The sequence below is a fragment of the Kitasatospora sp. NPDC059817 genome (genome assembly GCF_042731835.1).
GTDB lineage: Bacteria > Actinomycetota > Actinomycetes > Streptomycetales > Streptomycetaceae > Kitasatospora.
Window position 1 is genome coordinate 15974 of record NZ_JBHWIR010000051.1, and the last position, 22662, is coordinate 38635.

Genomic DNA, 22662 nt, shown 5'->3' on the forward strand with positions numbered 1-22662 from the left:
CCGCTGCCGCCCGTACGGCGGCCGGGGCCGGGAAACCGGAGCACGAGGGACGCCCTTGATTCGCTCGGGTCTTCGAATACAGTGCCAGGGCGCGCGCCGCGGCCGTGCGTTGCGCAGCCCCCTGCCCCGAGGAAAGGCGCCCCGTCGTGATGCCACTGTGGTCACGCGCCCAGCAGCAGGACTTCCGCAGCCGGGTGCGGGGCTGTCTGCTCGGCGGTGCCATCGGCGACGCGCTCGGCGCCGGCGTCGAGTTCGAGCAGCTGGAGAAGATCCGGGCCCAGCACGGCCCGCAGGGCGTCACCGGCTACGTCCCCGCGTACGGGCGCACCGGCGCCGTCACCGACGACACCCAGCTCACCCTGTTCACCGTCGACGGCCTGATCCGCGCCCACATCCGGCGCGACACCGGCAGCTGGCACCCGCCCACCGACCTGCACCTGGCCTACCTGCGCTGGGCCGCCACCCAGCGCGACTGGGGCCCCGACGAGCGCCGCCCCGACCTCGGCTGGCTCGGCCGCGAGGAGTGGCTGTACGCCCAGCGCGCCCCCGGTCAGGGCTGCCTGTCCGCCCTGACCGGGGCCGACGCCGAGTACCTCGGCACCGTGGAGCGGCCCAAGAACCCGCACTCCAAGGCCTGCGGCACGGTCGTGCGGGCGGCGCCGTTCGGCCTGCTCACCAGCTGGGAGCCGGGCCTGGTCTTCCAACTCGCGGTGGAGTGCGCGGTGCTCACCCACGGCCACCCCACCGGCTACCTCGCGGCGGGCGCGCTCGCGGTGATCGTCCAGAGCGTGGCCCGCGGCGGCACCCTGGAGGAGGGCGTCCACCTCGCCCTGGCGCTGCTCTCCGAGCGGCAGGCGCACGAGGAGACCACCGCCGCGCTGCGGGCCGCGCTGGACGCGGTCCGGGCCGGTGAGCCGTCCGCCGACCGGGTGGAGGCGCTGGGGGAGGGCTGGGTCGCCGAGGAGGCGCTGGCGATCGGGGTCTACTGCGCGCTGGTCGCGCACGACGTGCGCTCGGGCCTGCTGCTCGCCGTCAACCACTCCGGGGACAGCGACTCCACCGGCGCGGTCTGCGGGAGCCTGCTCGGGGTGCTGCACGGTGACACCGCGCTGCCGTCGGGGCTGGTGGCCGGGCTGGAGGGGCGGGGCGCCATCCTCGAACTCGCCGACGACTTCGTGCTGGAGCTGATGCACGGCACCGAACTGCACGATCCGCGCACCCCGGAGGGGCTGACCTGGTCCGAGCGGTACCCGGTGGTGCGCTGAACGGTCCGGGCGGGAAGCGAAGTTCGGGCGGCAAGGCGGTTCGGGCGGAAAGGCTCGGCGGGAAGGCAGTTCGGGCGGGAACGACAGTTGCCCGTAGTGTCGGCCGCCGGCGAGGGCGAAGGCCACTGCTACGGGCAACTGGTCCGAGCTCGGATTCGCACCGGGGGCGCGGGGCCGGGTCGGCGGCCGCCGCAAGGTCAGTGGCGGCCGAACACCCCGGTGGCCGCAGCACTCGCGAACGCGGTCCAGGCCTCGGCGGAGAAGCACAGCTGAGGCCCCTGAGGGTCCTTGGAGTCCCGTACCGCCACCGCCCCCGTGGCCGGCGTGGCGATCTCCACGCAGGCTCCGTTGCCGCCGCTGTGGCTGCTCTTCCGCCAGCGGGTTCCGTGCTCGGAGGTGGTGCTCATCAGTGGTATCCCTCTTCAATCTCAGCTATCAGTGTCCGGCTCTCCGCCACGCCGAGTGCCGCCGCACGCAGGTAGTCGTACAGACCGGTATAGCGGCGCACGTCCGCCTCCTTCTCCAGGTAGAGATCGCTCGTCACCCCTTCGAAGTAGACAACCGTGGAATCGGCTGACTCGGGGAACTCCAGCAGGGAGAATGTCCCGGTCATACCGGGGTGGGCGCCGGCCGAGAACGGGATCACCTGGATGGTGATGTTCGGGTGCTGGCTCAGCTCCATCATGTGCTTGAGCTGCTCGGCCATCACCTCGCGACTGCCGACCTCGCGGCGCAGCACCGCCTCGTCTATGACGGTCCACAGGCTGCCGAGCTGGTTCTCGCCCCGGATGCGGTCCTGGCGCTTCATCCGGACCTGCACCCGGCGCTGCACGGCGAGCGCGTCGGTGTCCGGCTGGGTGCCCTCCACGACGGCCTGCGCGTACTGCTCGGTCTGCAACAGGCCCGGGACGAAGGAGGATTCGTACGCGCGGATCGAGGAGGCCTCGGCCTCCAGCCCGATGTAGACGCTGTACGGGGTCGGCATGTCGTTGAAGTCGTGCCACCAGCCGCGCTGGCGTGACTCCTTGGCCATCTCCATGAGGCTGGCGCGCATCTGCTCGTCGTTCACGAGATAGACGTCGCAGAGGTCGCGCACGTCGCGCTGGCTGATGCTGCGGCGGCCGTTCTCCAGTCGGCTGATCTTCGACTGGGAGACCATCAGCCGGCCCGCCACCTCCTCCGCCGTCATCCCGAGGCCCTCGCGGAGTTTTCGCAGCTCCGAGCCCAGGCGCCGACGGCGCACGGTGGGATTGATGCTCGTCGACACATCGACCTCCGGCCGGACCTCTGGTGATCGTTGGATCGGCAGCCCTCGGAACACTTCGGACATTGGGACCAACCCCCCTGACTTGGAGCAGCATGTCACCTTGGGCCACGTCGGCGTCAGGGAATCACAGCAGCGCAGTAGAACAGATCGTCGGAAAAGCACTTCTGTGAGACGGCGAGGGCCTTCGAGTGGTAATGCGGCTCAGCGGCTCGAACCGGTACGGGCTAAGGATGTGCTCCCCGGCGGCGCAGGTGCCAGTGGCACGTGCGAAGGCAGGACCGCCGGGCTCCCCGGACGGGCCTCGGAGGGCCTTCGGGGACGGCAGAGGGGCGGGCGCCGGGCGACTTCCGTCGCGGGGCGACCGCCCCTCCGTGCTCCTGGTGGTGCGGGTGCTGCTTCGGTGGTGCGTCGGGTCCTTCAGCGCCGTTGCTCAGCGCCGTCGGGCGGCGTGAACGGGGCGGCGCGCGCCGTCGGGGGTGCCGCCGGGCCCGTGGTGCCCCGTCGTGCCGTCGTGCCCCGTCGTGCCCGCTGTCACGGGCCGTACGGGCGGTGCGGGCCGCACGCGCCGCGCAGGCCGTACGGCGATCGGTGCGGCGTCCCGCGCGCCCGGGCGGTCCCGGTCAGCGGACGCCGACCCGTGAGGCGGCGACCCGACCGGAGCCCCGGCCGGCCGCGCGGGCGCCGGAACGCCCGGCGCCGGTCCCGGCCCCGGAACCCTGGGAAGAACGGTTCTGCTGCGCCGGCAGGCCGTTCTGCACGTCCATCACGGCGTGCGCGACCATCCCGCCCAGCGGGTCGTACCGGATCAGGTCGCGCAGCCGCGACCGCGAGGACCGGCCCTCGTTGCCCGGATACAGGTGCTTGCCCAGGCCCACGGAATGGGCCAGGGCCGCCAGTGCGGCCGTCCGCGGGTCCGGCGGCACGCCGGTGCGGATGGCGGTGTCCAGCCGCTGTTTGATCGCGGCGTTGGTGCAGTCGTCCGACGCCTGGTAACGGGTCGTCGGCAGCACCCCGCACACCTGGCCCGGCACGGCCGTGACCATGCCGCAGCGCTCCAGGTGCGCCAGGTAGGTCTGCCGCAGCCCCAGCCGGGGCCCGCCGATCCAGTGCGCCGCGCGGACCGGACTGCCGCGTCGGCGCAGCAGTTCCAGTGCGTGGTCCAAGGTCGGGTCGCCGGTCGGCCGTGCGAGCACGACAGCGATCCGGTCTCCCTCCGGTACGATCCGTCCGGCCAGGGACAGCTCGACGAGCTGGGCCCCGGCGAGTCCGAGGTCGAGGGTCTGCGGCTGCGCCGTGGTACCCGTGGTCGGGTCCAAAGCGAGCAGCAAGAGTTCCTCGGGAACAGTTCTGCGGCTCTTGCCCATCCAAGCCTCCCCGCGTGGATGAGAGACAGGGTGACGCCTCTCACACGGGCTTGTCGAGTACGCCTCCGAATCGTGACCTTGCGGTGGAGGCGGGGAACCGGGGGCGGCGGGCCCGGCGTCTGACCGGTGAACAGACCGCAGTACGCCCGTGCGACGGCAATAAGCGCCGGTCGGGCGGGGTGTGCGCAGCCGGATCGGCCGGCGGTGGCGGAGACTGTACAGGTACACGGGGCGGGGCGTCGGCTTCCCGAAATCGGGTCTGCCGGTGCCCCGCCGGGCGTTGAGGAGGCTGGGATACGTGGGCGAGTCCCCCGACAGGGTGCTGAGGGACGGCGAGCGGGCGCAGGAGCGCGAACGCGAGCGGACCGGGACGGCCGCCGGCGCGGGCCCGGACCCGGACGGTGCTCCGGACGGCAACCCGAACGGCACCCGGGAGGCCGGGACCGGCCCCGGCGACGCGCCGGCGGCGGGGGCCAAGCGCGGCTCGACCGTACAGCTCCGTGTCCGGGATGTGGACAGCAAGACCACGATGCTGCGGCTGCCGGTGGACAGTGCGACCACCGCGCTGCGGCTGCCCGAGGAGCTGACCAAGCCCGCCGATGGCGGAAGTTCCGAGGGTGAGGCCGAGGAGGCGGAGGCCGCGACGGCCGCCGACGGCGAGGAGAAGGCGGCCGGGCGGCCGACCGGAACCGACCCGCGTCTCACGATGCGGACGGCTGCGGCGGGCGTGGGAGCCGTGGCGGGGAGTGCGGAGAAGGACGCGGAGAAGGGGGCGGGGGAGGCCGGCGAGAAGGCCGCCTCCGAGGGCGACACGCCCGAGGCCGCCGCGCCCGCCGAGGCCGCCACGCCCGCCGCGCCCGAGAGCGACGAACCCGACGAGGCGGCAGCCGAGCCGGCCAAGCCCGAGGCGCCGGAGGACCCCAGGCTTCCGCGCGCCGCCATGGCCTCCGCCTCCGCGTCCGGCACCGTGCCGGAGCCCCCGGCACCGACCCCGGTGCCCGAGCCCTCCCCGCTCCCGGAGCCGGTGCCCGAGCCGCACCCGGCGCCCAAGCCCCTCCCCGAACCCGAGCCGCAGCCCGGTCCGGAGCCGCTGCCTAAGCCGGCCCCCGCCCCCGTGCCCGGCCCCACCCCGGCCCCCGAGCCGCTGCCCACCCCCGACCCGCGGCCGGTGCCGCCCGTCCCGCCGCTGCCGAAGCCCGAGCCGCTGCCCCTCCCGGAGCCGCCGCCCGCGCCGGAGAACACCGCCGAGGCGATGGAGGTCCTGGCGACCCTCAACGCGCGCCCGGTCTCGCCGCTGCGCCGCGCGCTCAAGCGGATCACCATCTGGACGGCCTTCCTCGCCGTGGTGCTCGGTGCGGCGGTGGTGGCCCAGCTGCTGCGCCCGCTGCCGGACGCCAAGGTGCGGATGTCCGCCGCGGGCAGCTTCAGCTTCGCCGGCGACCCGCTCGACCTCGCCTGGCCGGCCAAGGGCCAGTCCGCCGCCGAGGTGGTCGGCGTCGGCAGCCTCGGCAGCTCCGGGCAGGAGACGCCGTCCGCGATCGCCAGCGTCACCAAGGTGATGAACGCCTACCTGATCCTGCAGAAGTTCCCGCTGAAGAAGGGGGAGAGCGGCCCGAAGATCACCGTGGACAAGCAGGCCGCGCAGGAGTCCGGCAACGTCGACGAGTCCCGGGTCACCCTCACCGAGGGCCAGGTGCTCACCGAGTACCAGGCGCTGGAACTGCTGATGCTGCCCTCGGCCAACAACGTGGCCCGGTTGCTCGCCCGCTTCCACTCCGGCTCCGAGGAAGCGTTCGTCAAGCTGATGAACGAGACGTCGGCCAAGTTCGGCATGACCAACACCACCTACGCCGACCCGGCGGGCTTCCTCGCGGACACCAAGTCCACCGCCAAGGACCAGCTGAAGCTGGCCGAGCAGGTCATGCAGGACGAGATCTTCCGGCAGATCGTCTCCACCCCGGAGACCAGCCTCAACAACGTGAAGATCTCCAACACCAACAACCTGATCAACCCGAAGACCGGGGTCATCGGCGTCAAGACCGGCTCCAGCACCCCGGCCGGCGGCTGCCTGATGTGGGCCGCCTACAAGGAGATCGGCGGTGTGAAGCGGCTGATCATCGGCGTCACCCTGGGCCAGCAGGCCACCTCGCCCAACCCCGGCGACGGCATCCTGCCGACCGTGCTCAAGGTCAGCGGCAAGCAGATCCAGGCCGCGCAGGGCGGCCTGACGGGCCAGACCGTGGTGAAGAAGGGCGACGTCGTCGGCACCGTGGACGACGGCCTCGGCGGCAAGGTCCAGGTCGTCGCGACCAAGGACCTCGTGGTGGCCGGCTTCCCGGGCATCACCGGCACGGTCACCCTGGACGCGGCCAAGCTCGGCCACACCGCGAAGGCCGGCCAGGAGGTCGGCCTGCTGCGGGTGGGCGCGGGCGACGACAAGACGGAGGTCCCGGTGGCCCTCCAGTCCGACCTGAACCCGCCGTCCATCCAGTCCCGGCTGATGCGCACGCTCTGAGACCGCGACGACGGAGGGGGAGCCGGTTCGCCCGGCTCCCCCTCCGTCGTGTTCCCGTGTGTTCCGGGTGATGCTCGTCAGCCGTCGCGTGTTCCAGGGCCGTCCCGTCAGTCGCCGCGCGCTCCGGGTGGGTGCTCGTCAGCCGCCGCGCGCTCCGGGTCCCGCTCGTCAGTTGTCGCGGTCGAGCAGCGCGACCGTGAACCCGCCGAGCGGCGTGACCTGGTCGGGCGCCCCGTACTGCGTGCGGAGAGCCTGCGCCTGGTCCTCCGGCATGGTGGTCAGCGGGTCCTCGGTGTCCCCGAGGACCAGCAGCCAGATCCGCGCCGCCTGCCCCAGGCAGGCCTCCGGCTGCGGGCACGGCGTCGGCGACAGCTCCTCCGCGTCGTCGGCGCTCTGCGCGACGAACACCGGGTACGGGTGGACGTCCGACGGCAGGTAGTAGCTGACGCCCGGCCACACCATCGCCCAGGCCTGGTTGCCCAGCGGGGCCGCCATCCCGTCCCCGGACCGGTAGCCCGCGGCGATCACCCCGGCCGCCGCCCGGAACGGCTCCTCCGACCCGTTGTGCGAGCCCACGTAGCGCACTGCGGGCTGCTTCGGCAGGGCGGCCACGGCCGGGACGGCGAGCAGTCCCAGCGCCAGCAGTCCCACCGCCGCCCTGGCCGGTCCCGGAGCACGGAAACGTTTCGCCCAGGCCGCCGCGACGCCGTACACCGCGCCGACCCCGCCCCCGGCCAGCACCGCCCACGCGGGCACCGTGAACAGCAGGTACCGCTCGATGAAGTACGAGGTGCCGCCCTGCGACACCACCCACACGCCCGCCACCGGCAGCCCCGCGAGCAGCAGCGCCTGCCCGGCCTGCACCCGCCGGCCCGGCAGCAGCAGCACCGGCAGCGCCAGCAGGACGAAGGCGTAGAACACCGTGTGCGAGCCGAAAAGGTGCTGGCCGAAGTGCACCAGGCCCCCGAGGTTCGGCTTCTCGATCCAGCCCAGCTGCCGGTCCGACTGCCGGCTGCCCAGCAGCACCACCGGCAGCACCGGCACCGCCGCCACCCCCACCGCCACCGGGTACTGCCACAGCAGCCGCCGCTCCGCCGCCCCGCGCGTGCGCCACAGGTGCAGCAGCACCAGCGCGGCCTGCCCGGCCACCGTGCTGAACGAGATCAGGTGCCCGGCGCCGGCCACCGCCATCGCCGCGCAGTACGGCGCCCAACGCCGCCACGTCGGCCGCTCCAGCGCCCGCACCAGGAACCAGGTGGCCGCCGCGATCGCGAAGGTCACCAGCGCGTACGCGCGCGCCTCCTGCGCGTACCGCGACACCTCCGGCGGCACCGCGAACAGCAGCCCCGCGCCGACCGCCGCCACCCGGTTGCCGAACAGCCGCTCGGCGGTCAGCGCCACGAACGCGGCCGCCCCCGCCATCGCCAGCACGGAGGGTATTCGCAGCGCCACCACGGAGTCGCCGAACACCGCCGTCCAGCCGTGCATCAGCAGGTAGTACGCCCCGTTGCTGGCGTCCACGTGCTGGAGCAGCCGGAGCAGGTCGCCCAACGACCGGGTGGCCACCGTCCAGGTCGCCATCTCGTCCCGCCACAGCTCCGGCGTCCCCAGCCGGTACCCGCCCACCGCCAGCATCACCACCGCGGGCCACACCCACACCTGCCCCAGCAGTCGCACCACCGGGTGCCCAGCAGGTCTCATCGGGTCCTTCGTCTCCTTCGCACGGCGTGGCAAGGCGGTCGAACACTTTTCCGGCAGGCTACTTGACCCGCCCTGACCCCTCGTCGGCACCCGCACCCCCAACCGCCACACCCACCCCACCCCCGATCCGGTAGGCTGTGGACGGCCTTGTCGCAGACGGGCCCCGCCTCAGTAGCTCAGGGGATAGAGCACGGCTCTCCTAAAGCCGGTGTCGCAGGTTCGAATCCTGCCTGGGGCACCAGAGACGCGTGTGTCGCCGTAGGCCCCCCGCCCACCAGGGCGGGGGGCCTACGGCGTTTCCGGGGCCAGGCCGGGTCGGGGGCGGCGTACCTCTCGGGGAGGAGGGGGCGCGGTCGGCCGTCCGCCCTCGGAGTGATCATCGAGGAGACCTCGTGCTGACGGGCCGGGGCGGGTGCGGACCCTAGGCTCGGTGAGGCCCCTGCCAGTGCGTCGTGCCTGGTCAGGGCGGACGAGCCGGGGAGCGATGACGACGTACCGATACACCGTGGCCGAGCTGCGCGGGCAACTGCGGCAGCTGCTCCTGAGCGGGGCCGCGATCGCGCTGGGGGTGGCCTTCCTGATCGCCTCGGTCAGCGGCAGCGGGGCGCTGGTGGACTCCTTCAGCCAGACCGCGGCCGCCGAGGTCGGGCCCGGCGACGTGCAGGTGACCAGGACCGCCGCCGGCGGTGGGCTGGACGCCGCCGCCGAGCGGGCCCGGCGGACGGCCGGGGTGGCCGGGGTGGCCGGGGTGGCGCCGCGACTGGTCGGCAAGGGATCGGTGCTGACGGCCGACGGGCGCCCGCTCGACCAGACCGCCGCGGTCAGCGCGGTCGCCGACGACCCGGCGCTGCGCTGGCAGTTGCTCACCGGCGGCCACTGGCCGGCCGGGCCCGGCGAGGTGCTGCTCGACGCCGACACCGCGCACCGGCTCGACGCCGCCCCCGGGGCCGAGGTGCGGCTGGCCCGGGCCGACGGCTCCGCCGCCACCGCCCGGCTGGCGGGCGTCCTGGACGGCCGGGGCGCGCCCAGCCTCGCCGGGCGCCCGATCGTCGGCGTCCCGGCCGGTGCGGTCGCCCAGTACGCGACCGGCGTCACCACCGCCCAGCTGGACGTCCGGGTCCGGCCGGACGCCTCGCGGGCCCGGACCGTCGAGGCGCTGCGCGCCGTCCTCGGCGACGGCGTCGAGGTGCGCACCCGAGACGCCTCCGTCACCGAGGCGACCCGGCAGAGCCGGACCCTCTACGGGGTGGTGCTGATCGCCGCGCTCTCCTTCGTGCTGATCGCGCTCGCGGTGGCGCGGATGGTGGTCGGCAACACCTTCACGGTGGTGCTGGCCCAGCGGACCCGCCAACTCGCCCTGCTGCGCTGCGTGGGCGCCGACCGGCGGCAGCTGCGCCGGCTGATCCGCCGCCAGGGGCTGCTGCTCGGGACGGGAGCCTCGGCGGCGGGCGTGCTGCTGGGGGTCGGCCTGTGCGCGGCGGGGACGGTGGTCGTCGGCACGCTCGACCTCGGCCCGGTGCACCTCTCGCTGGCGCCGGCCCCGCTGACCTGCGCGCTGGCCGGGCTGTTCGGCGTGCTGCTCACCCTGCTGGCCGTCCGCGGCCCGGCGAAGGCCGCGGCGGCGGTGCCGCCGGTGGCCGCGCTCGGCGGCACGCACGGGCCGGTCGGCGGGGCGGCCAAGGCCCGGGCGGCGGTGTGGACGGCGGTGCTGCTGTGCGCGGGGACGGCGCTGCTGGTGGCCGGCGCGGTGGCCCCGCCGCCGCTGTCGCTGCTCGCGGTCACCGTCGGCGCGATCGTCAGCTTCTTCGGCGTGCTGCGGCTCGCCGACCGGCTGCTGCCCGCCGTCGTCGGCGTGCTGGGCGGCCCGGCCCGGCGGCTCGGTGGGACGGCCGGGCGGCTCGCCACCCAGCAGCTGCGGCTCAACCCGGGCCGCACCGGGGCGACCGGCTCGGCGCTGCTGCTCGGCGTGACCGTGATGGTCGGCGCGGTCACCGCGCTGGAGATCACCTCCAACTCCTTGGTGCCGGCGGTGTCCGCGCGCCAGCCCGGGGTCTTCTCGGCGGTCGTCACCGGGGGCGGCGCGCTGCCCGCCGGGGCGGTCACCGCGCTCGGTGCGCAGCGCGGGCTCGCCGTCACGCCGGTCCGCTCGGCCACCGTCGAACTCGACGGCCGGCCCACCCTGGTCGCGGCCGCCGACCTGGCCCGGCTCAACCCCTCGGCGGACGGCGTCGACCAGGCCGGGGCGCTCGCCGACGGCGCCGCGCTGAGCGGTCTCGGCGGCGGCGGGGTGCGCCGGGTCGGGGGCCCGGCGGGCGGGCCCGGCACCGACCTGCGGGTCGAACCCGGACGCAGCAGCCTGCCGCTCACCCTGCAGACCGGTGCGACGCTGCTGGTGACCCCCGCGACCCTGGACCGGCTCGCCCCCGGCGCGGCCGTCACCACGGTCTGGATCAGCCCGGGCGCGGGCGAGGACCGGTCGACCGCCCGCCGGGCGCTGGACCGGGCGCTCGCCGACCACCCGGAGGTGGCCGTCACCGACACCGGCGCGCAGGCGGAGACGCTGCGGTTGCTGCTGGACCGGATGACGACCGTCAGCATGGCCCTGCTGTCCTTCTCGGTCGCCATCGCCGGGCTCGGCGTCGCGGCCACCCTGATGCTCAGCGTCAGCGAACGCGCCCGCGAGATCGGCATGCTGCGCGCCATCGGGATGTCCCGGCGGCAGCTGCGCCGGATGCTCACCCTGGAGGCGGTGCTGCTGTCGCTGGCCGGGGCGTTGGTCGGCACCGGACTGGGCGTCGGCTACGGCTGGGCGGCCGCGCGTTCGCTCACCTCCACGGTGGGGACGGTCGGCGGCCCGCCGGTGGTGCTGGTGCTGGCCGCGCTCGGGCTGACCGTCCTGACCGGGCTCGCCGCCGCCGTCCTGCCAGCCCGTCGGGTCGGCCGGATGACCGTGGTGGACGCGATGCGGACCGCCTGACCGGCCAGCGCACCCGGCTCGGAGCGGCCGGGCCACCCCGCCTGCCCGGAGCGGCCGGGCACGGAGGTCGACCGGCTCAGGCCAGGGCGAAGAGCGCGCGCGGGGCGGCCGGGCGGGCGTCGGCGGCCAGGTCGGCGAGCATGGTCTCGCTCTCCCGGGCGGCGCGCAGGACGGCCGGGTCGAGGTCGACGACGACGAGTTCGCGCCGGTCCTCGCCCGCCTCGGCGAGCAGCCGGCCGTCCGGGGCCCACACCGCGCTGCCACCGCAGGTGTGCCAACCGCCGGTGTGGCCGATGTGGTTGGCGAGCACCGTGTAGAGGGTGTTGTCGAGCGCGCGGGCGGGGAACCAGGTGCGGGACTCGTGGTGGCCGTGGCCGACGCTGAACAGCGCGCCGACCAGGTAGGCGTGGCAGCCGTCGAGTGCGGCGGCGCGGGCGTGCTCGGGGAAGCCCGAGTCGTAGCAGACGCCGAGGCCGAGCCGCCAGCCGTCCAGCTCCAGGGTGCAACCGGCCGCCCCGGGACGGTAGTAGTCGCGTTCGGCCTTGAACAGGTGCTGCTTGTCGTAGCGGGTGACGAGGCCGCCGTCCGGGCCGAGGACGAAGGCGGAGACCCGCAGCTCGTCGCCCACCTTCGCGGCGGCGCCGACGATCGCGGCGGTGCCGGTCTCGCGGCAGGCCTCGGCGATCGGCGCGAGGCGCGGATCGCCGGGCTGGACGGCGCACTTGAGCGGGTCGGTGCGGATCAGCTCGGGCTCGTAGCCGGAGAGGAACTTCTCGGCGAACAGCACCAGGCGGGCGCCGGCCGCGGCGGCCTCACGGACCAACTCGGCGGCCTGGGCGGCGTTGGCGGGTATGTCGCCGGCCACGGCCTGGGCCTGGACGGTGGCGATCCGCAGTGGGCGCTCGGGGTGACGGACGGCGGCGGCGGGGACCGGGGCGGGAGACATGGCCGTCACGCTAGCGGACGGCTTCGGGCAGCCCCGGACGGCCCTGGACCGGCCCTGGGCGGCCCCGGACGGCCCCGGCGACCGTACGCGGATGTCGGTGGTCTCAGTGGACGGCCTCGTCCGGGTGGTCGGTGGCGGCGTCGCCCAGCGGATCGGTGCCGCGCGGCGACCGGACCGACGGCACGGTGATCCGCTGGACCCTCGGCCGGGTACGCCAGTTGACCCGCCGTACGTCGCGGGCCAGCGCGCCCGGTCGCCAGAGTTCGACGACGGCGGTCACGGCGCCCAGCACGAACCCGGCGGCCAGCCAGCCGGCGACCACGTCGCTCGGCCAGTGGACCCCGAGGGCGATCCTGGTCCAGCCGATGGTCAGCACCGTCGCCGCCGCCACCGCGCAGGCGGCGATCCGTCCGCGTCGACGGACCCGGTACCAGACCAGGCCGACCAGCACCGCGCAGGTGATCGCCGAGGCCATGGCGTGCCCGGAGGGGAAGGCCGGGCCGCCGGCGTGCGAGACCGGGTCGGTGAAGGAGGGGCGTTGGCGGCCGACGGCCAGCTTCAGCGCCCACTGGCCGCCCCAGCCGACCAGGGTCTGGGCGGCCACCCAGCCGGCCAGGACCCGGGCGCCGATCAGCCACAGCCAGACGGCCGCGATGCCGAGCAGGGTGCGCATCGTGACCGTGCCGCCGATGTCGGAGAGCGTCTGCACCGAGGCGGTCCAGATCCGGTGCTGCCGGGCGAAGGTGTGCAGTTCGCCGATCCAGCTCTGGTCGAGCTGTTCCAGCGGATGCCAGTGCCGGGTCACCAGGGCGGCCAGGAGGCCGAACAGCGCGGCACAGACCACCGCGAGCGCCGAATCCCGCAAGAGGCGGCGGTGACGCGCAGTGACGGTGGTCGAGCTGTTGGTCAGGTGCATGGCTGACACCTTCCCAGTGTCCCGGGCCGATCAGGACCACGGGTGATAGCGATTCGGCATCGTTTGTGGGGAGAACCTGCGTACGCCGGGGGCGGGCGCCGGCGGAAGGTGGGAACGCGCGTGCCCGTTCGCGGGTTTCACCCTGTACGGCGGCCGGCGGGGCGGCGGGCGCGTGTGCGGGGCGTGACGGAAGCGCTCGGAAGCAGTTGCGGAAACGGCACCTAAGGTGCTCGACCGGTCACCCGGTGTCCATAACCGGGGTGAAAACCGGCAGCATACTGCATCGCGGGGAAGAATCTGAGTAACTTGGGAATGTTGTCCGGATTCTGTTCGTTGGATCGTTACGTGTGAGCCCCGCGGGGCCCCCATTTCTTGCCCTCTCGGGGGGCAGGCAGGCAGACCTCGGCAATTCCAGCAAAGGGAGCAAGCATGGCCACCCGTGCCGTCGTTCGCGACAGGGCCGACCGGACTCGCGCGGCCCGCCCGACCAACCTTGAGGCCGACCGCGACCTGGTCGGCATGTACCTCGACGAGATCGCCAGGACACCCCTGCTCGATGCCGCCGAGGAGGTCGAGCTCTCACTGCGGATCGAGGCCGGCGTGTACGCCCAGCACCTGCTGGAGCAGGGCGTGTTCCCCGACGGCGTGAAGCGCGAGGAACTGGAGGCGATAGCCGAGGACGCCGAGCGCGCCAAGGACGTCTTCATCCGCTCGAACCTCCGGCTCGTGGTGGCGGTCGCCCGCCGGTACCCGCGCAGCGGCCTTCCGCTGCTGGACCTCATCCAGGAGGGCAACGCCGGCCTGGTGCGCGCCGTCGAGAAGTTCGACTACGCCAAGGGTTTCAAGTTCTCCACCTATGCCACCTGGTGGATCCGGCAGGCGATCACCCGGTCGATCGCCGACCAGTCCCGCACCATCCGGCTGCCCGTGCACCTGGTCGAGGAGCTGGGGCGGATCCGGCGGGTGCAGCGGGAGAAGTCCAAGGAGCTGGGCCGGGAGGCCGAGCCGGCCGAGATCGCAGCCGAGCTGGACACCACCGAGGCCCGGATCAAGGACGTGCTGGACTGGGCCCGCGACCCGGTCAGCCTCAACATGGCGGTCGACGACGAGGGCGAGACCCAGTTCGGCGACCTGGTCGAGGACACCGGGGCGACGTCCCCCGAGGACGCCGTGATGGTCATGCTCCGCCGCGAGGAGCTGGACGGCCTGATCGGGCGGCTGGACGACCGCACGGCCTCGATCATCCGCTCCCGCTACGGGATGGAGGACGGCCGCGAGCGCACCCTCACCGAGGTGGGCAAGCAGCACGGCCTCACCCGCGAGCGGATCCGCCAGATCGAGAAGCACGCGCTGGCCGAGCTGAAGAAGATCGCCGACCACGCGGGCTTCGAGGCCGCCTGAGAACCCGAGCAACTGCCTGCGGCTCCATCCCCGCCCCGGGCCCTGGTGCGGAGCACTCCGCACCAGGGCCCGGGGTGTTTCGCGGGGCTCTTAGGCTGGAGGGACAGGACGATCCGGACGGCAGTCGACGGGAAGCGGAAGTGAGCAGGGTGAGCGAGCAGGGGCAGGCGCGGGAGCAGGAGCAGGGACAGGGGGAGCAGCAGGGACGGGAGGAGCGGCCGGCGGCGCCGAAGGCCCGGCTGGTCTTCCGGGACCCGCTGGACCAGCAGTCCCGGGACGACACCGACACCGGCTGGGGTGAGCGCCCCGGGGCGGGGGAGAGTGGTGGGCGGGGGCTGGACTGGTACCTGAGCCAGCGCCCGCCGCACCACGGGGACTGAGGTGCGGCGCTCAGCGCTGCGGGGCGACCAGCGCGTCGCGGATCTCGGTGAGCAGTTGGACCTCCTTGGCCTCGGCCTCCGCCAGCGTCTCGGCGGTGCTCTTCCGCCTGGCGGCCAGCCTGTTCATGGGCACGATCAGGACGAAGTAGACGACGGCCGCCGTGATCAGGAACTGCAGCAGGGCGCTGAGCACCGATCCCCACAGGATGAGGATCCCGGACGTGACCTCGCCGGTGGCGTTCAGCTCGCAGGGCCCCTTGAGGCAGGAACTGTAGGACGCCAGGTCCTTCGTTCCGAAGACGCCGACGATCGGATTGATGACGCCCTTGACGAAGGCGTTGACGATGTTGGTGAAGGCCGCGCCGATGACGACGGCGACGGCGAATTCGACGACGTTTCCACGCAGCAGGAATTGCTTGAAGCCTTTCATGCCGCCGTGAACGACGAAGTCGTTGCCCGGTTACGGGTGATCTTCCGTCGGACCGGATTGACAACCCGTCCGGCCCACCGGGCCGCCCGGCGGCGACGGCAGCCCGGCCCGTGCGGGCCCGACCGCGAGCGCCGCGGCCACCGCGAGCAGCACCAGCGCGGGCACCCCGGCCCGGCGTCGTACGGCGTGCCGCCAGCGGTGCCACCCGCCGGCCCCGCGCCGGATCGGCGGGAAGCGCGGCACCTCCCGCCGGGGCGGTACGGCGGGTGCGGGCAGCGGTACGGAGAGGCTCATGGTCGTCATGGTCACCACCGAGGTCGTGGGGGGCCGCCCCTGTGCGGGCCGGTCGTTCTCCGGCGACCCCTACGATGTGCGCCGCGCGCCGCCCCGGAAAGCCGTTATCCGCAGCCTGTGGACAACTCGGGCCCTGTGGATGAATTCGTACACCCGCACGAGTGCATCCGGCCCGCCGGGGCTGACGAACCGGGGCGGCGAGTGGTGACAGCGAGCAGGGACGACGAAGGCCCGCCGCCCCGCGGAGAACGCGGGGTGGCGGGCCTTGTCGATGCGCTGTGTGCGTCCGGCGCCGAGGTCAGCTCGCGGCCGGGGCCGGGCTGGAGGAGCTGGAAGAGCTCGAAGAACCGGAGGACGAGGACGTCGACGACGTCGAGGACGACGCCGGGGTCGAGCCGGACGACGCCGCCGAGGAGCTACCGGAGGAGCCTGCGCCCACCGTGCTGCTGGAGGACGAGCGGCTGTCGGTGCGGTAGAAGCCCGAGCCCTTGAACACGACGCCCACGGCCGAGAAGACCTTGCGGAGCCGTCCCTGGCAGTCGGGGCACGTGGTCAGCGCCTCGTCGGTGAACTTCTGCACCGCCTCCAGGCCGTTGCCGCACTCGGTGCACTGGTACTGGTACGTGGGCACTTGTCTTCCTCCTGGCACTCTCGCCTGATGAGTGCTAACGATGGTCAATGATGCGGCATTCCGCTGAATCAGTCCAGCGACTCCGATGTGAGATGAGCCGTGGCCGAGCCGCGCACACTTCTCCACCGCGGCTCCGCGCGGCTTCCACCGCGCGCCGCCCACGGCTTCGCGCGGTGCGCCACCGCGTGCCCGCTCAGCCCTTGGCCGCGCCCACCAGCTGCGCCGCGGTGCCGCGCTCCGGTGCGGCCGCGACGACCTGACCAGGCCCGCCCGGCGCGGTCAGCAGGTGCCGCAGCGACACCAGCGCGATCAGGCCCAGGCCGGCGCCGGCCACCGGCACCAGGAACCCGCTGGACGGCCCGTGGCCGTCGATCAGCTGCCCGGCGATCATCTGGCCGACCGCCAGGCCGAGGCCGATGGCGCCGGTCAGCCAGGTGAACGCCTCGGTCTTGGCGCCGTCCGCGACGAGCGTCTCGACCAGGGTGTAGCCGCTGATCAGGGTCGGCGCGATGGCCAGGCCGCAGACCAGTCCGGCGGCGGCGAGCGCGACCAGGTTGGGCATCGCCCACAGCGTCGAGCAGCCCAGCACCAGCAGGGCGTAGCTCATGACCATCCGCTGCTGCACGGACCGCCGCCAGGCGATCACGCCGTACAGCACGCCGGCCACCATCGAGCCGCCGGCGAAGATCCCGTACACGGTGCCGGCGGCGCCGTGCTGCCCGACCGAGTCGGCGAAGGCGTTCACCGAGACCTGCATGCCGCCGAACACGGCGCCCACCCCGAGGAAGGCCCCGGCCAGCAGCCGGACGCCGGGGGAGGCGAGCGCGGAGGCGCGTCGCACGCCGGGCTGGGGCAGTGCCCGGGCGGGCGCGGTGCGCCGCTGGGCGGCGAAGGCCAGGCCGCCGACGAGGGTCAGCGTGGCCTCGGCGATCAGCCCGGCCGAGGGGCTGACCGTGGTGGCGACGGCGGTGGCCAGGATCGGGCCGATCACGAAGGTGAACTCGTCCGTCACGGACTCGAAGGCGAACGCGGTGCCCACCTTGGCCGCGGACGAGGCGGACGCGCCGTCCGCGGTGAACTCGGCGATCCAGCGGGCCCGGACCATGGCGCCGATCTGCGGAACGCTCGCGCCGGCCGGGACGGCGGCCAGGAACAGGCTCCAGGCCGGTGCGTGGCCGAGCGCCAGCGCGATCAGCGCGCCGACCGAGGCGGCGTGCACCACGACGGTCGGGACGAGGACGGCGGTCTGGCCGTACCGGTCGGCGAGCCGGCCGGTCTGCGGGCCGATCAGGGCCTGGGCGACGGCGGCGACGGCCGCGACGGTGCTCGCGGTGCCGTACGAGCCGTGGGTGTCCTTGACGAGCAGCAGGATGCCCATGCTGAGCATCGCGTATGGCAGCCGCGCGAGGAATGCCGGTGCCAGGAACGTCCAGGCGCCGGGCGTGCGCAGCAGTGCGCCGTACCCGACCCGCACGGGGGCGGGGGTGTCGACGGCATCGGCGGTGCCGTCGGCGGGGGTGGGGTTGGCGGTGTCACGCGGGGTCGCGGTGTCCGCGGGGTCGTCGACCGTTCGGCGGGCCGTCACGGTCGGTCCTTCCTGCTGCCTGGTAGCGCGGCAGGGCATGGGGTGGCCCCGACGGCGCCGAGAGTCGTCCTCTCGCGCGTCGACCGGGGTAGATACCGGGCCGGACCGGCGTGGTGGCCGAGGTCCGGACCGCGGCCGCCGAACGGTCGCGCCAACTCTGCTTCAGGCAGATGCTGGGTGTGATCTGACCATCATACATATACGCGCGTAGATGTCGCGCGAATCCCCAGACTGCAAGGCACGTCCAAAATTGTCCTGCCCATCGAAGGTGAACAGCGGGTGAGGCCTTCCGGTCTTCCGGTCACCACCCGCCGCCCACCCGCCGGGCTCACCGCCCGTGCAGCCACCCCGCGAGCTTTCCGCCCTTGTCCACGGCCCGCAGCCGCCGCTCGGCCGCCTCGCCGACCTCGTCGGTGGTGACCACCAGCAGCTCGTCCCCGCCGCGCAGCACCGTCGCCTTGTCCGGCACGAAGGAGCTGCCCTCCCGCACCACCAGGGTGACGGCGGCCCCCTTGGGCAGCCGCAGCTCGCTGACCTCCACGCCGGACATCCGGGAGCCGGGGGAGAGCGCGACCGACAGCAGGTGCCCGTGCAGCTTCTCCAGCGGGGCGGACTCGATGTCCAGGTCCTGGCCCATCGAGCCCTCGCCGATCCGCAGCTGCTTGGCCACCCAGGGCAGGGTCGGGCCCTGGAGCAGGGTGAAGACGACGACCAGGATGAAGACGATGTTGAAGACGTCCTGGGCCTTCGGCGCGCCCGACACCAGCGGGATGGTCGCCAGCACGATGGGCACCGCCCCGCGCAGTCCGGCCCAGCTGAGCAGCGCCTGCTCCCGGCCCGGCACCTTGAACGGGGTCAGCGTCAGCACCACGGACAGCGGCCGGGCCAGGAAGACCAGCACGCCGCCGATCACCAGCGCGGGGACCACCGCGGAGCCCATGGTCTCGGGCGTGCAGAGCAGGCCGAGCAGCACGAACATGCCGATCTGCCCGATCCAGGCCAGGCCGTCGGCGAAGCCCCGGACGGCCGGGCCGTGCGGCAGCTTGGCGTTGCCGAGGATCACCGCGCAGATGTAGACGGCGAGGAAGCCGGAGCCGTGCAGCAGCGCGCCGCCCGCGTAGGCGAGCACGGTCAGCGCCATCACGGCGATCGGGTACAGGCCGGAGGAGGGCAGCGCGACGTGCTTGATCCCGTACGCGCCGAGCTTGCCGGTCGCGAAGCCGACCGCCGCGCCGATCGCCAGCTCGGCGATGATCGTGCCGACCAGGACGTACCAGGAGTCCAGCTCGCCGGTGGTGGCGAAGGCGACGACCAGGATGACCACGGGCGCGTCGTTGAAGCCGGACTCGGCCTCCAGCAGGCCGGTGAGCCGGTGCGGCAGCGGGACCATGCGCAGGACGGAGAAGACGGCGGCGGCGTCGGTGGAGGAGACGATCGCGCCGAGCAGCATCGAGGTCCGCCAGTCCAGGCCGACCAGCCAGTGCGCGCCGGCCGCGGTGACGAACACGCTGACCCCGACGCCGACGGTGGCGAGCACGGTGGCGGCCGGCATCACGGGTCTGACCTCGCGCCAGCTGGTCTTGAGGCCGCCCTCGGCGAGGATCACCACGAGCGCCGCGTAGCCGAGCACCTGGGTCAGCTCGGCGTTGTTGAAGGAGACGCCGATGCCGTTCTGGCCCAGGGCGACGCCGATCCCGAGGTAGATCAGCAGGCTCGGTAGCCCTGAGCGGGTGGATATCCGCACGGCGACCACCGCGACCAGCAGGATCACGGAGAACTCGAGGAGGAGCTGGTTCAGGTGGTCGATGTTCACGCAGTGGCACCTCGTGCAGGCAGGGGCGGGCGGGGTGTCTGGTGGTGCTGGAGGGTGCGACCCGTTAAGAAGGCGTCAATGCTCCTGTTGCGGATCGTTACTCAGTCTAACATTTTGCCATATCTTTAGTTTCTTTTCCTCCCCGGGCCCCCGACCGCCGCCTCCAGGCCTCCTCGTTGACCTCCTCCGATCCCACGGTGAGCGTCCCCCGTGCACGCCGCTCGGCCGACTCGGCCTAATGTGGTGCCCTGTCACGGCCCCCGGCCCTGGACACGCCCGCCCGCCCCGAAGTCAGGACCGCAAGGACCCAGATGCCCCGCTCGAAGAAGTTCCGGCGCGCCCGTCTGATCGTGATCGTGCTGGTCGTGCTGCTGGTGGCCGGCGTCGGCTACGGCGGCTACCGCGGGGTCACCGCGGTCCGCGCGTCCTTCCCGGAGGTCGACGGCACCGTCAAGGTGGCGGGCATGAGCGCGCCGGTCGACGTCAAGCGGGACGCCAACGGCATCCCGCAGCTCTACGCCGACACCAACGAGGACCTCTTCCGCGCCCAGGGCTACGTCCAGGCGCAGGACCGCTTCTGGGAGATGGACGTCCGGCGGCACATCACCGCCGGTCGGCTGTCCGAGATGTTCGGCGACGGCCAGGTCGACACCGACGCCTTCATCCGCACCATGGGCTGGCGGCAGGTGGCGCAGAAGGAGTTCGACACCAAGCTGTCGGCCGACACCAAGAAGAACCTCCAGGCCTACGCGGACGGCGTGAACGCCTGGCTCGGCGAGCACCCCGGCGGCGAGAAGGCCTCGCTGGAGTACGCCCTGCTCGGCGCCGTCAACGGCGACTACCAGCCCGAGCAGTGGAGCCCGGTCGACTCGGTGGCCTGGCTCAAGGCGATGGCCTGGAACCTCTCCGGGAACCTCCAGGAGGAGATCGACCGCTCGCTGCTGGCCCAGGACTTCGGTCCGGACAAGATCGCCGAGCTGTACCCCGACTACCCGTACGCCCGCAACGGCACGATCGTGAAGACCGGCACGGTGGCCGGCGACAACTACCGCCCCGCCGACGGCTCGCCCCCGTCCGGCGGCGGCACCGCCACCACCCAGGGCGCGGCCACCACCAAGGCGCTGCTCCAGGGCCTCACCGACCGGATCGACGGCATGCCGCAGCTGCTCGGCCGCCCCGGCCAGGGCATCGGCTCCAACTCCTGGGTCGTCGCCGGCACCCACACCACCACCGGCAAGCCGCTGCTGGCCAACGACCCGCACCTCGGCCCCGGCCTGCCCTCGGTCTGGTACCAGATGGGCCTGCACTGCCGCACCAGCTCGCCGGCCTGCCAGTACGACGTCTCCGGCTTCAGCTTCGCCGGCATGCCCGGCGTGATAATCGGCCACAACAAGGACGTCGCCTGGGGCTTCACCAACCTCGGCGCCGACGTGACCGACCTCTACCTGGAGAAGGTCACCGGCCCGGACACCTACCAGGTCGACGGCAAGGACGTGAAGTTCGACCTCCGCAAGGAGACCATCAAGGTCGCCGGCGGCGAGGACCGCACGATCACCGTCCGCACCACCCAGACCGGCGCGCCGCTCATCTCCGACCAGAGCACCGAGCAGCAGAACGTCGGCAAGTACGCCCCCAACGGCAGCGCCGCCCCCGACCGAGGCACCGGCGGCTACGGCGTCGCCCTGCAGTGGACGGCGCTGAACCCCGGCAAGACCATGGACGCGGTGTTCGAGCTGGACCGGGCCCGCAACTGGGACGAGTTCCGGGCCGCCGCCAAGGACTTCGCCGTCCCCGCGCAGAACCTGGTCTACGCCGACGCCAAGCACATCGGCTACCAGGCCCCCGGCGACATCCCGGTCCGCGGCAAGGGCGACGGCAGCTACCCGGCCCCGGGCTGGGACTCCACGTACCAGTGGAAGGGCTCGATCCCCTTCACCGCCCTGCCGTACAGCCTGGACCCGTCCGCGGGCTACATCGTCACCGCCAACCAGGCCGTGGTGGACCCGAGCTACAAGTACTCGCTCACCAAGGACTGGGAGTACGGCACCCGGGCCAAGGAGATCACCGACCAGATCGAGGGCCTGCTCAAGAACAACGGCAAGATCTCGCCGGACGACATGCAGACCATGCAGCTGGACAACACCAGCATCATGGCCAAGACGCTCGTCCCGCTGCTGCTCAAGCAGCAGATCGACGACCCGTACGTGCGCGAGGCCCAGGACCTGCTGAAGGACTGGAACTACCACCAGGACGCCGACTCGGCCGCCGCCGCCTACTACAACGGCGTCTGGCGCCAGCTGCTCAGCCTCGCCTTCGGCCAGAAGTTCCCGGCCGACCTGCGGGCCAAGGGCAACTGCCTGCTGGTCCGCCAGCAGGACGACCCGACCAGGCCGGACAGCTCCAGCAAGATCGTCACCGAGTGCGGCACCCGCGACCCGGGCAAGGCCCAGCCGGACGGCGGCGACCGCTGGACCGAGGTGGTCCGGCAGCAGCTGGACAAGCCGGACAGCTCCTGGTGGACGTACATCGACTCCCAGCACAAGGAGCAGAAGGGCCTGGACAACCTGCTCAAGGAGGCGATGAAGGACGCCCGGCAGGACCTCACCTCGCTGCTCAGCAAGGACATCTCCACCTGGAGCTGGGGCCGCCTGCACAAGCTGACCCTGCGCGAGCAGACCCTCGGCACCGACGACTCCTCGATCGCCTCCGGCGTGGTCCACCGGCTGCTCAACCGCGGCCCGTACCGGCTCTCCGGCGGCTCCGCGGCCGTCGACGCGGCTGGCTGGAACGCGGCGGCCGGCTACCAGGTGGACTGGATCCCGTCGATGCGGATGGTGATCGACCTGAGCGACCTCGACTCCTCGCGCTGGATCAACGTCGGCGGCGCCTCCGGCCACGCCTTCCACGACAACTACAACGACCAGACCGACCTCTGGCTCAAGGGCAAGCTGCTGACCTGGGCCTACACGCCGGACGCGGTCGAGAAGGCCACCAAGCACAAGCTGGTGCTCACCAACGGCTGACCCCGCACGAACCCGCACGACCCGCACGACCCCGGCGGGCCCCCCGCCCCCCCCCCCCCGGGCCCCCCCCCCCCACCCCCCCCCCCCCCCCCCCCGCCCGCGGGTCCGCCCCCTCCCCCCGGCGGTCGGGTGGGACGCGCCGCCCCACCCACAC

17 protein-coding genes and 1 tRNA gene are annotated in these 22662 nt (G+C 73.3%); 7 read left to right on the forward strand and 11 right to left on the reverse strand.

The features are described 5' to 3' along the window. Positions 1–149: 149 nt before the first annotated feature. Complete coding sequence (locus tag ACFV61_RS13670) at positions 150–1265, forward strand: ADP-ribosylglycohydrolase family protein (RefSeq protein ID WP_363371605.1); 1116 nt, start codon at positions 150–152, stop codon at positions 1263–1265. Positions 1266–1462: 197 nt separating this feature from the next. Here ACFV61_RS13670 and ACFV61_RS13675 read toward each other — a convergent pair whose 3' ends face one another. From ACFV61_RS13675 to ACFV61_RS13685, 3 genes are all read right to left on the reverse strand, one after another. Beyond that, the gene (locus tag ACFV61_RS13675) at positions 1463–1672 is read right to left on the reverse strand and encodes a DUF397 domain-containing protein (RefSeq protein ID WP_380491746.1); all 210 of its coding nucleotides are present in this window, start codon (positions 1670–1672) and stop codon (positions 1463–1465) included. After that, complete coding sequence (locus tag ACFV61_RS13680) at positions 1672–2532, reverse strand: helix-turn-helix transcriptional regulator (RefSeq protein WP_063348096.1); 861 nt, start codon at positions 2530–2532, stop codon at positions 1672–1674. The genes ACFV61_RS13675 and ACFV61_RS13680 overlap by 1 nt, the downstream gene beginning before the upstream one ends. Positions 2533–3152: 620 nt before the next feature. Continuing rightward, positions 3153–3896: a GPP34 family phosphoprotein gene (locus ACFV61_RS13685; RefSeq protein ID WP_063348095.1), complete on the reverse strand. Its 744-nt coding sequence runs from the start codon at positions 3894–3896 to the stop codon at positions 3153–3155. A gap of 298 nt (positions 3897–4194) precedes the next feature. Here ACFV61_RS13685 and ACFV61_RS13690 point away from each other — a divergent pair, with 298 nt between their 5' ends. Then, complete coding sequence (locus tag ACFV61_RS13690) at positions 4195–6411, forward strand: hypothetical protein (RefSeq protein WP_380491748.1); 2217 nt, start codon at positions 4195–4197, stop codon at positions 6409–6411. Between the two features lie 168 nt (positions 6412–6579). Here ACFV61_RS13690 and ACFV61_RS13695 read toward each other — a convergent pair whose 3' ends face one another. Then, positions 6580–8112, reverse strand: coding sequence for a glycosyltransferase family 39 protein (locus ACFV61_RS13695; protein WP_380491750.1), 1533 nt, complete (start codon positions 8110–8112; stop codon positions 6580–6582). Between the two features lie 165 nt (positions 8113–8277). Here ACFV61_RS13695 and ACFV61_RS13700 point away from each other — a divergent pair. Next, positions 8278–8353, forward strand: a tRNA-Arg gene (locus tag ACFV61_RS13700). Positions 8354–8596: 243 nt separating this feature from the next. Then, positions 8597–11089: an ABC transporter permease gene (locus tag ACFV61_RS13705; protein WP_380491752.1), complete on the forward strand. Its 2493-nt coding sequence runs from the start codon at positions 8597–8599 to the stop codon at positions 11087–11089. Positions 11090–11165: 76 nt separating this feature from the next. Here ACFV61_RS13705 and ACFV61_RS13710 read toward each other — a convergent pair whose 3' ends face one another. Together ACFV61_RS13710 and ACFV61_RS13715 are read right to left on the reverse strand one after the other, a co-directional pair. Further along, complete coding sequence (locus ACFV61_RS13710; protein WP_380491754.1) at positions 11166–12035, reverse strand: carbon-nitrogen hydrolase family protein; 870 nt, start codon at positions 12033–12035, stop codon at positions 11166–11168. 103 nt (positions 12036–12138) lie between these two features. Continuing rightward, entirely contained in the window at positions 12139–12951 is an 813-nt protein-coding gene (locus ACFV61_RS13715) for a phosphatase PAP2 family protein (protein ID WP_063348090.1), read from the reverse strand. Between the two features lie 429 nt (positions 12952–13380). On the opposite strand from ACFV61_RS13715, the gene ACFV61_RS13720 reads away from it, so the two are divergent. Both ACFV61_RS13720 and ACFV61_RS13725 read left to right on the forward strand, forming a co-directional pair. Beyond that, positions 13381–14352, forward strand: coding sequence for a sigma-70 family RNA polymerase sigma factor (locus ACFV61_RS13720; RefSeq protein ID WP_063348089.1), 972 nt, complete (start codon positions 13381–13383; stop codon positions 14350–14352). Positions 14353–14492: 140 nt separating this feature from the next. Then, on the forward strand, positions 14493–14732 hold the full coding sequence (locus tag ACFV61_RS13725) for a hypothetical protein (RefSeq protein WP_363371587.1): 240 nt from the start codon (positions 14493–14495) through the stop codon (positions 14730–14732). Between the two features lie 10 nt (positions 14733–14742). Here ACFV61_RS13725 and mscL read toward each other — a convergent pair whose 3' ends face one another. From mscL to ACFV61_RS13750, 5 genes are all read right to left on the reverse strand, one after another. Next, positions 14743–15162: a large conductance mechanosensitive channel protein MscL gene (mscL, locus tag ACFV61_RS13730; RefSeq protein WP_380372762.1), complete on the reverse strand. Its 420-nt coding sequence runs from the start codon at positions 15160–15162 to the stop codon at positions 14743–14745. A gap of 30 nt (positions 15163–15192) precedes the next feature. After that, positions 15193–15456: a hypothetical protein gene (locus ACFV61_RS13735; protein WP_380491757.1), complete on the reverse strand. Its 264-nt coding sequence runs from the start codon at positions 15454–15456 to the stop codon at positions 15193–15195. Between the two features lie 298 nt (positions 15457–15754). Further along, positions 15755–16087 carry an FmdB family zinc ribbon protein gene (locus tag ACFV61_RS13740; RefSeq protein ID WP_079135672.1) on the reverse strand — a complete coding sequence of 111 codons (333 nt, stop codon included), beginning with the start codon at positions 16085–16087 and terminating at the stop codon, positions 15755–15757. A 193-nt stretch (positions 16088–16280) separates the two neighbouring features. Then, a complete protein-coding gene (locus tag ACFV61_RS13745; protein ID WP_380491759.1) occupies positions 16281–17672 on the reverse strand; it encodes an MFS transporter in 1392 nt (463 codons plus the stop codon). Between the two features lie 328 nt (positions 17673–18000). Then, the gene (locus ACFV61_RS13750) at positions 18001–19485 is read right to left on the reverse strand and encodes a potassium/proton antiporter (RefSeq protein WP_380491761.1); all 1485 of its coding nucleotides are present in this window, start codon (positions 19483–19485) and stop codon (positions 18001–18003) included. Positions 19486–19796: 311 nt separating this feature from the next. Here ACFV61_RS13750 and ACFV61_RS13755 point away from each other — a divergent pair, with 311 nt between their 5' ends. After that, positions 19797–22508 (forward strand): penicillin acylase family protein, encoded by a 2712-nt coding sequence (locus tag ACFV61_RS13755; RefSeq protein ID WP_380491764.1) that lies wholly within the window; start codon positions 19797–19799, stop codon positions 22506–22508. Positions 22509–22662 lie beyond the last annotated feature (154 nt).

Bases quoted from the DNA above. Each gene is read 5' to 3' on its own strand.
- ACFV61_RS13685 (WP_063348095.1), bottom strand. From the start codon at position 3,896: ATGGGCAAGAGCCGCAGAACTGTTCCCGAGGAACTCTTGCTGCTCGCT.
- ACFV61_RS13710 (WP_380491754.1), bottom strand. From the start codon at position 12,035: ATGTCTCCCGCCCCGGTCCCCGCCGCCGCCGTCCGTCACCCCGAGCGC.
- ACFV61_RS13735 (WP_380491757.1), bottom strand. From the start codon at position 15,456: ATGAGCCTCTCCGTACCGCTGCCCGCACCCGCCGTACCGCCCCGGCGG.
- mscL (WP_380372762.1), bottom strand. From the start codon at position 15,162: ATGAAAGGCTTCAAGCAATTCCTGCTGCGTGGAAACGTCGTCGAATTC.
- ACFV61_RS13755 (WP_380491764.1), top strand. From the start codon at position 19,797: ATGCCCCGCTCGAAGAAGTTCCGGCGCGCCCGTCTGATCGTGATCGTG.
- ACFV61_RS13705 (WP_380491752.1), top strand. From the start codon at position 8,597: ATGACGACGTACCGATACACCGTGGCCGAGCTGCGCGGGCAACTGCGG.
- ACFV61_RS13675 (WP_380491746.1), bottom strand. From the start codon at position 1,672: ATGAGCACCACCTCCGAGCACGGAACCCGCTGGCGGAAGAGCAGCCAC.
- ACFV61_RS13695 (WP_380491750.1), bottom strand. From the start codon at position 8,112: ATGAGACCTGCTGGGCACCCGGTGGTGCGACTGCTGGGGCAGGTGTGG.
- ACFV61_RS13715 (WP_063348090.1), bottom strand. From the start codon at position 12,951: ATGCACCTGACCAACAGCTCGACCACCGTCACTGCGCGTCACCGCCGC.
- ACFV61_RS13720 (WP_063348089.1), top strand. From the start codon at position 13,381: ATGGCCACCCGTGCCGTCGTTCGCGACAGGGCCGACCGGACTCGCGCG.
- ACFV61_RS13670 (WP_363371605.1), top strand. From the start codon at position 150: ATGCCACTGTGGTCACGCGCCCAGCAGCAGGACTTCCGCAGCCGGGTG.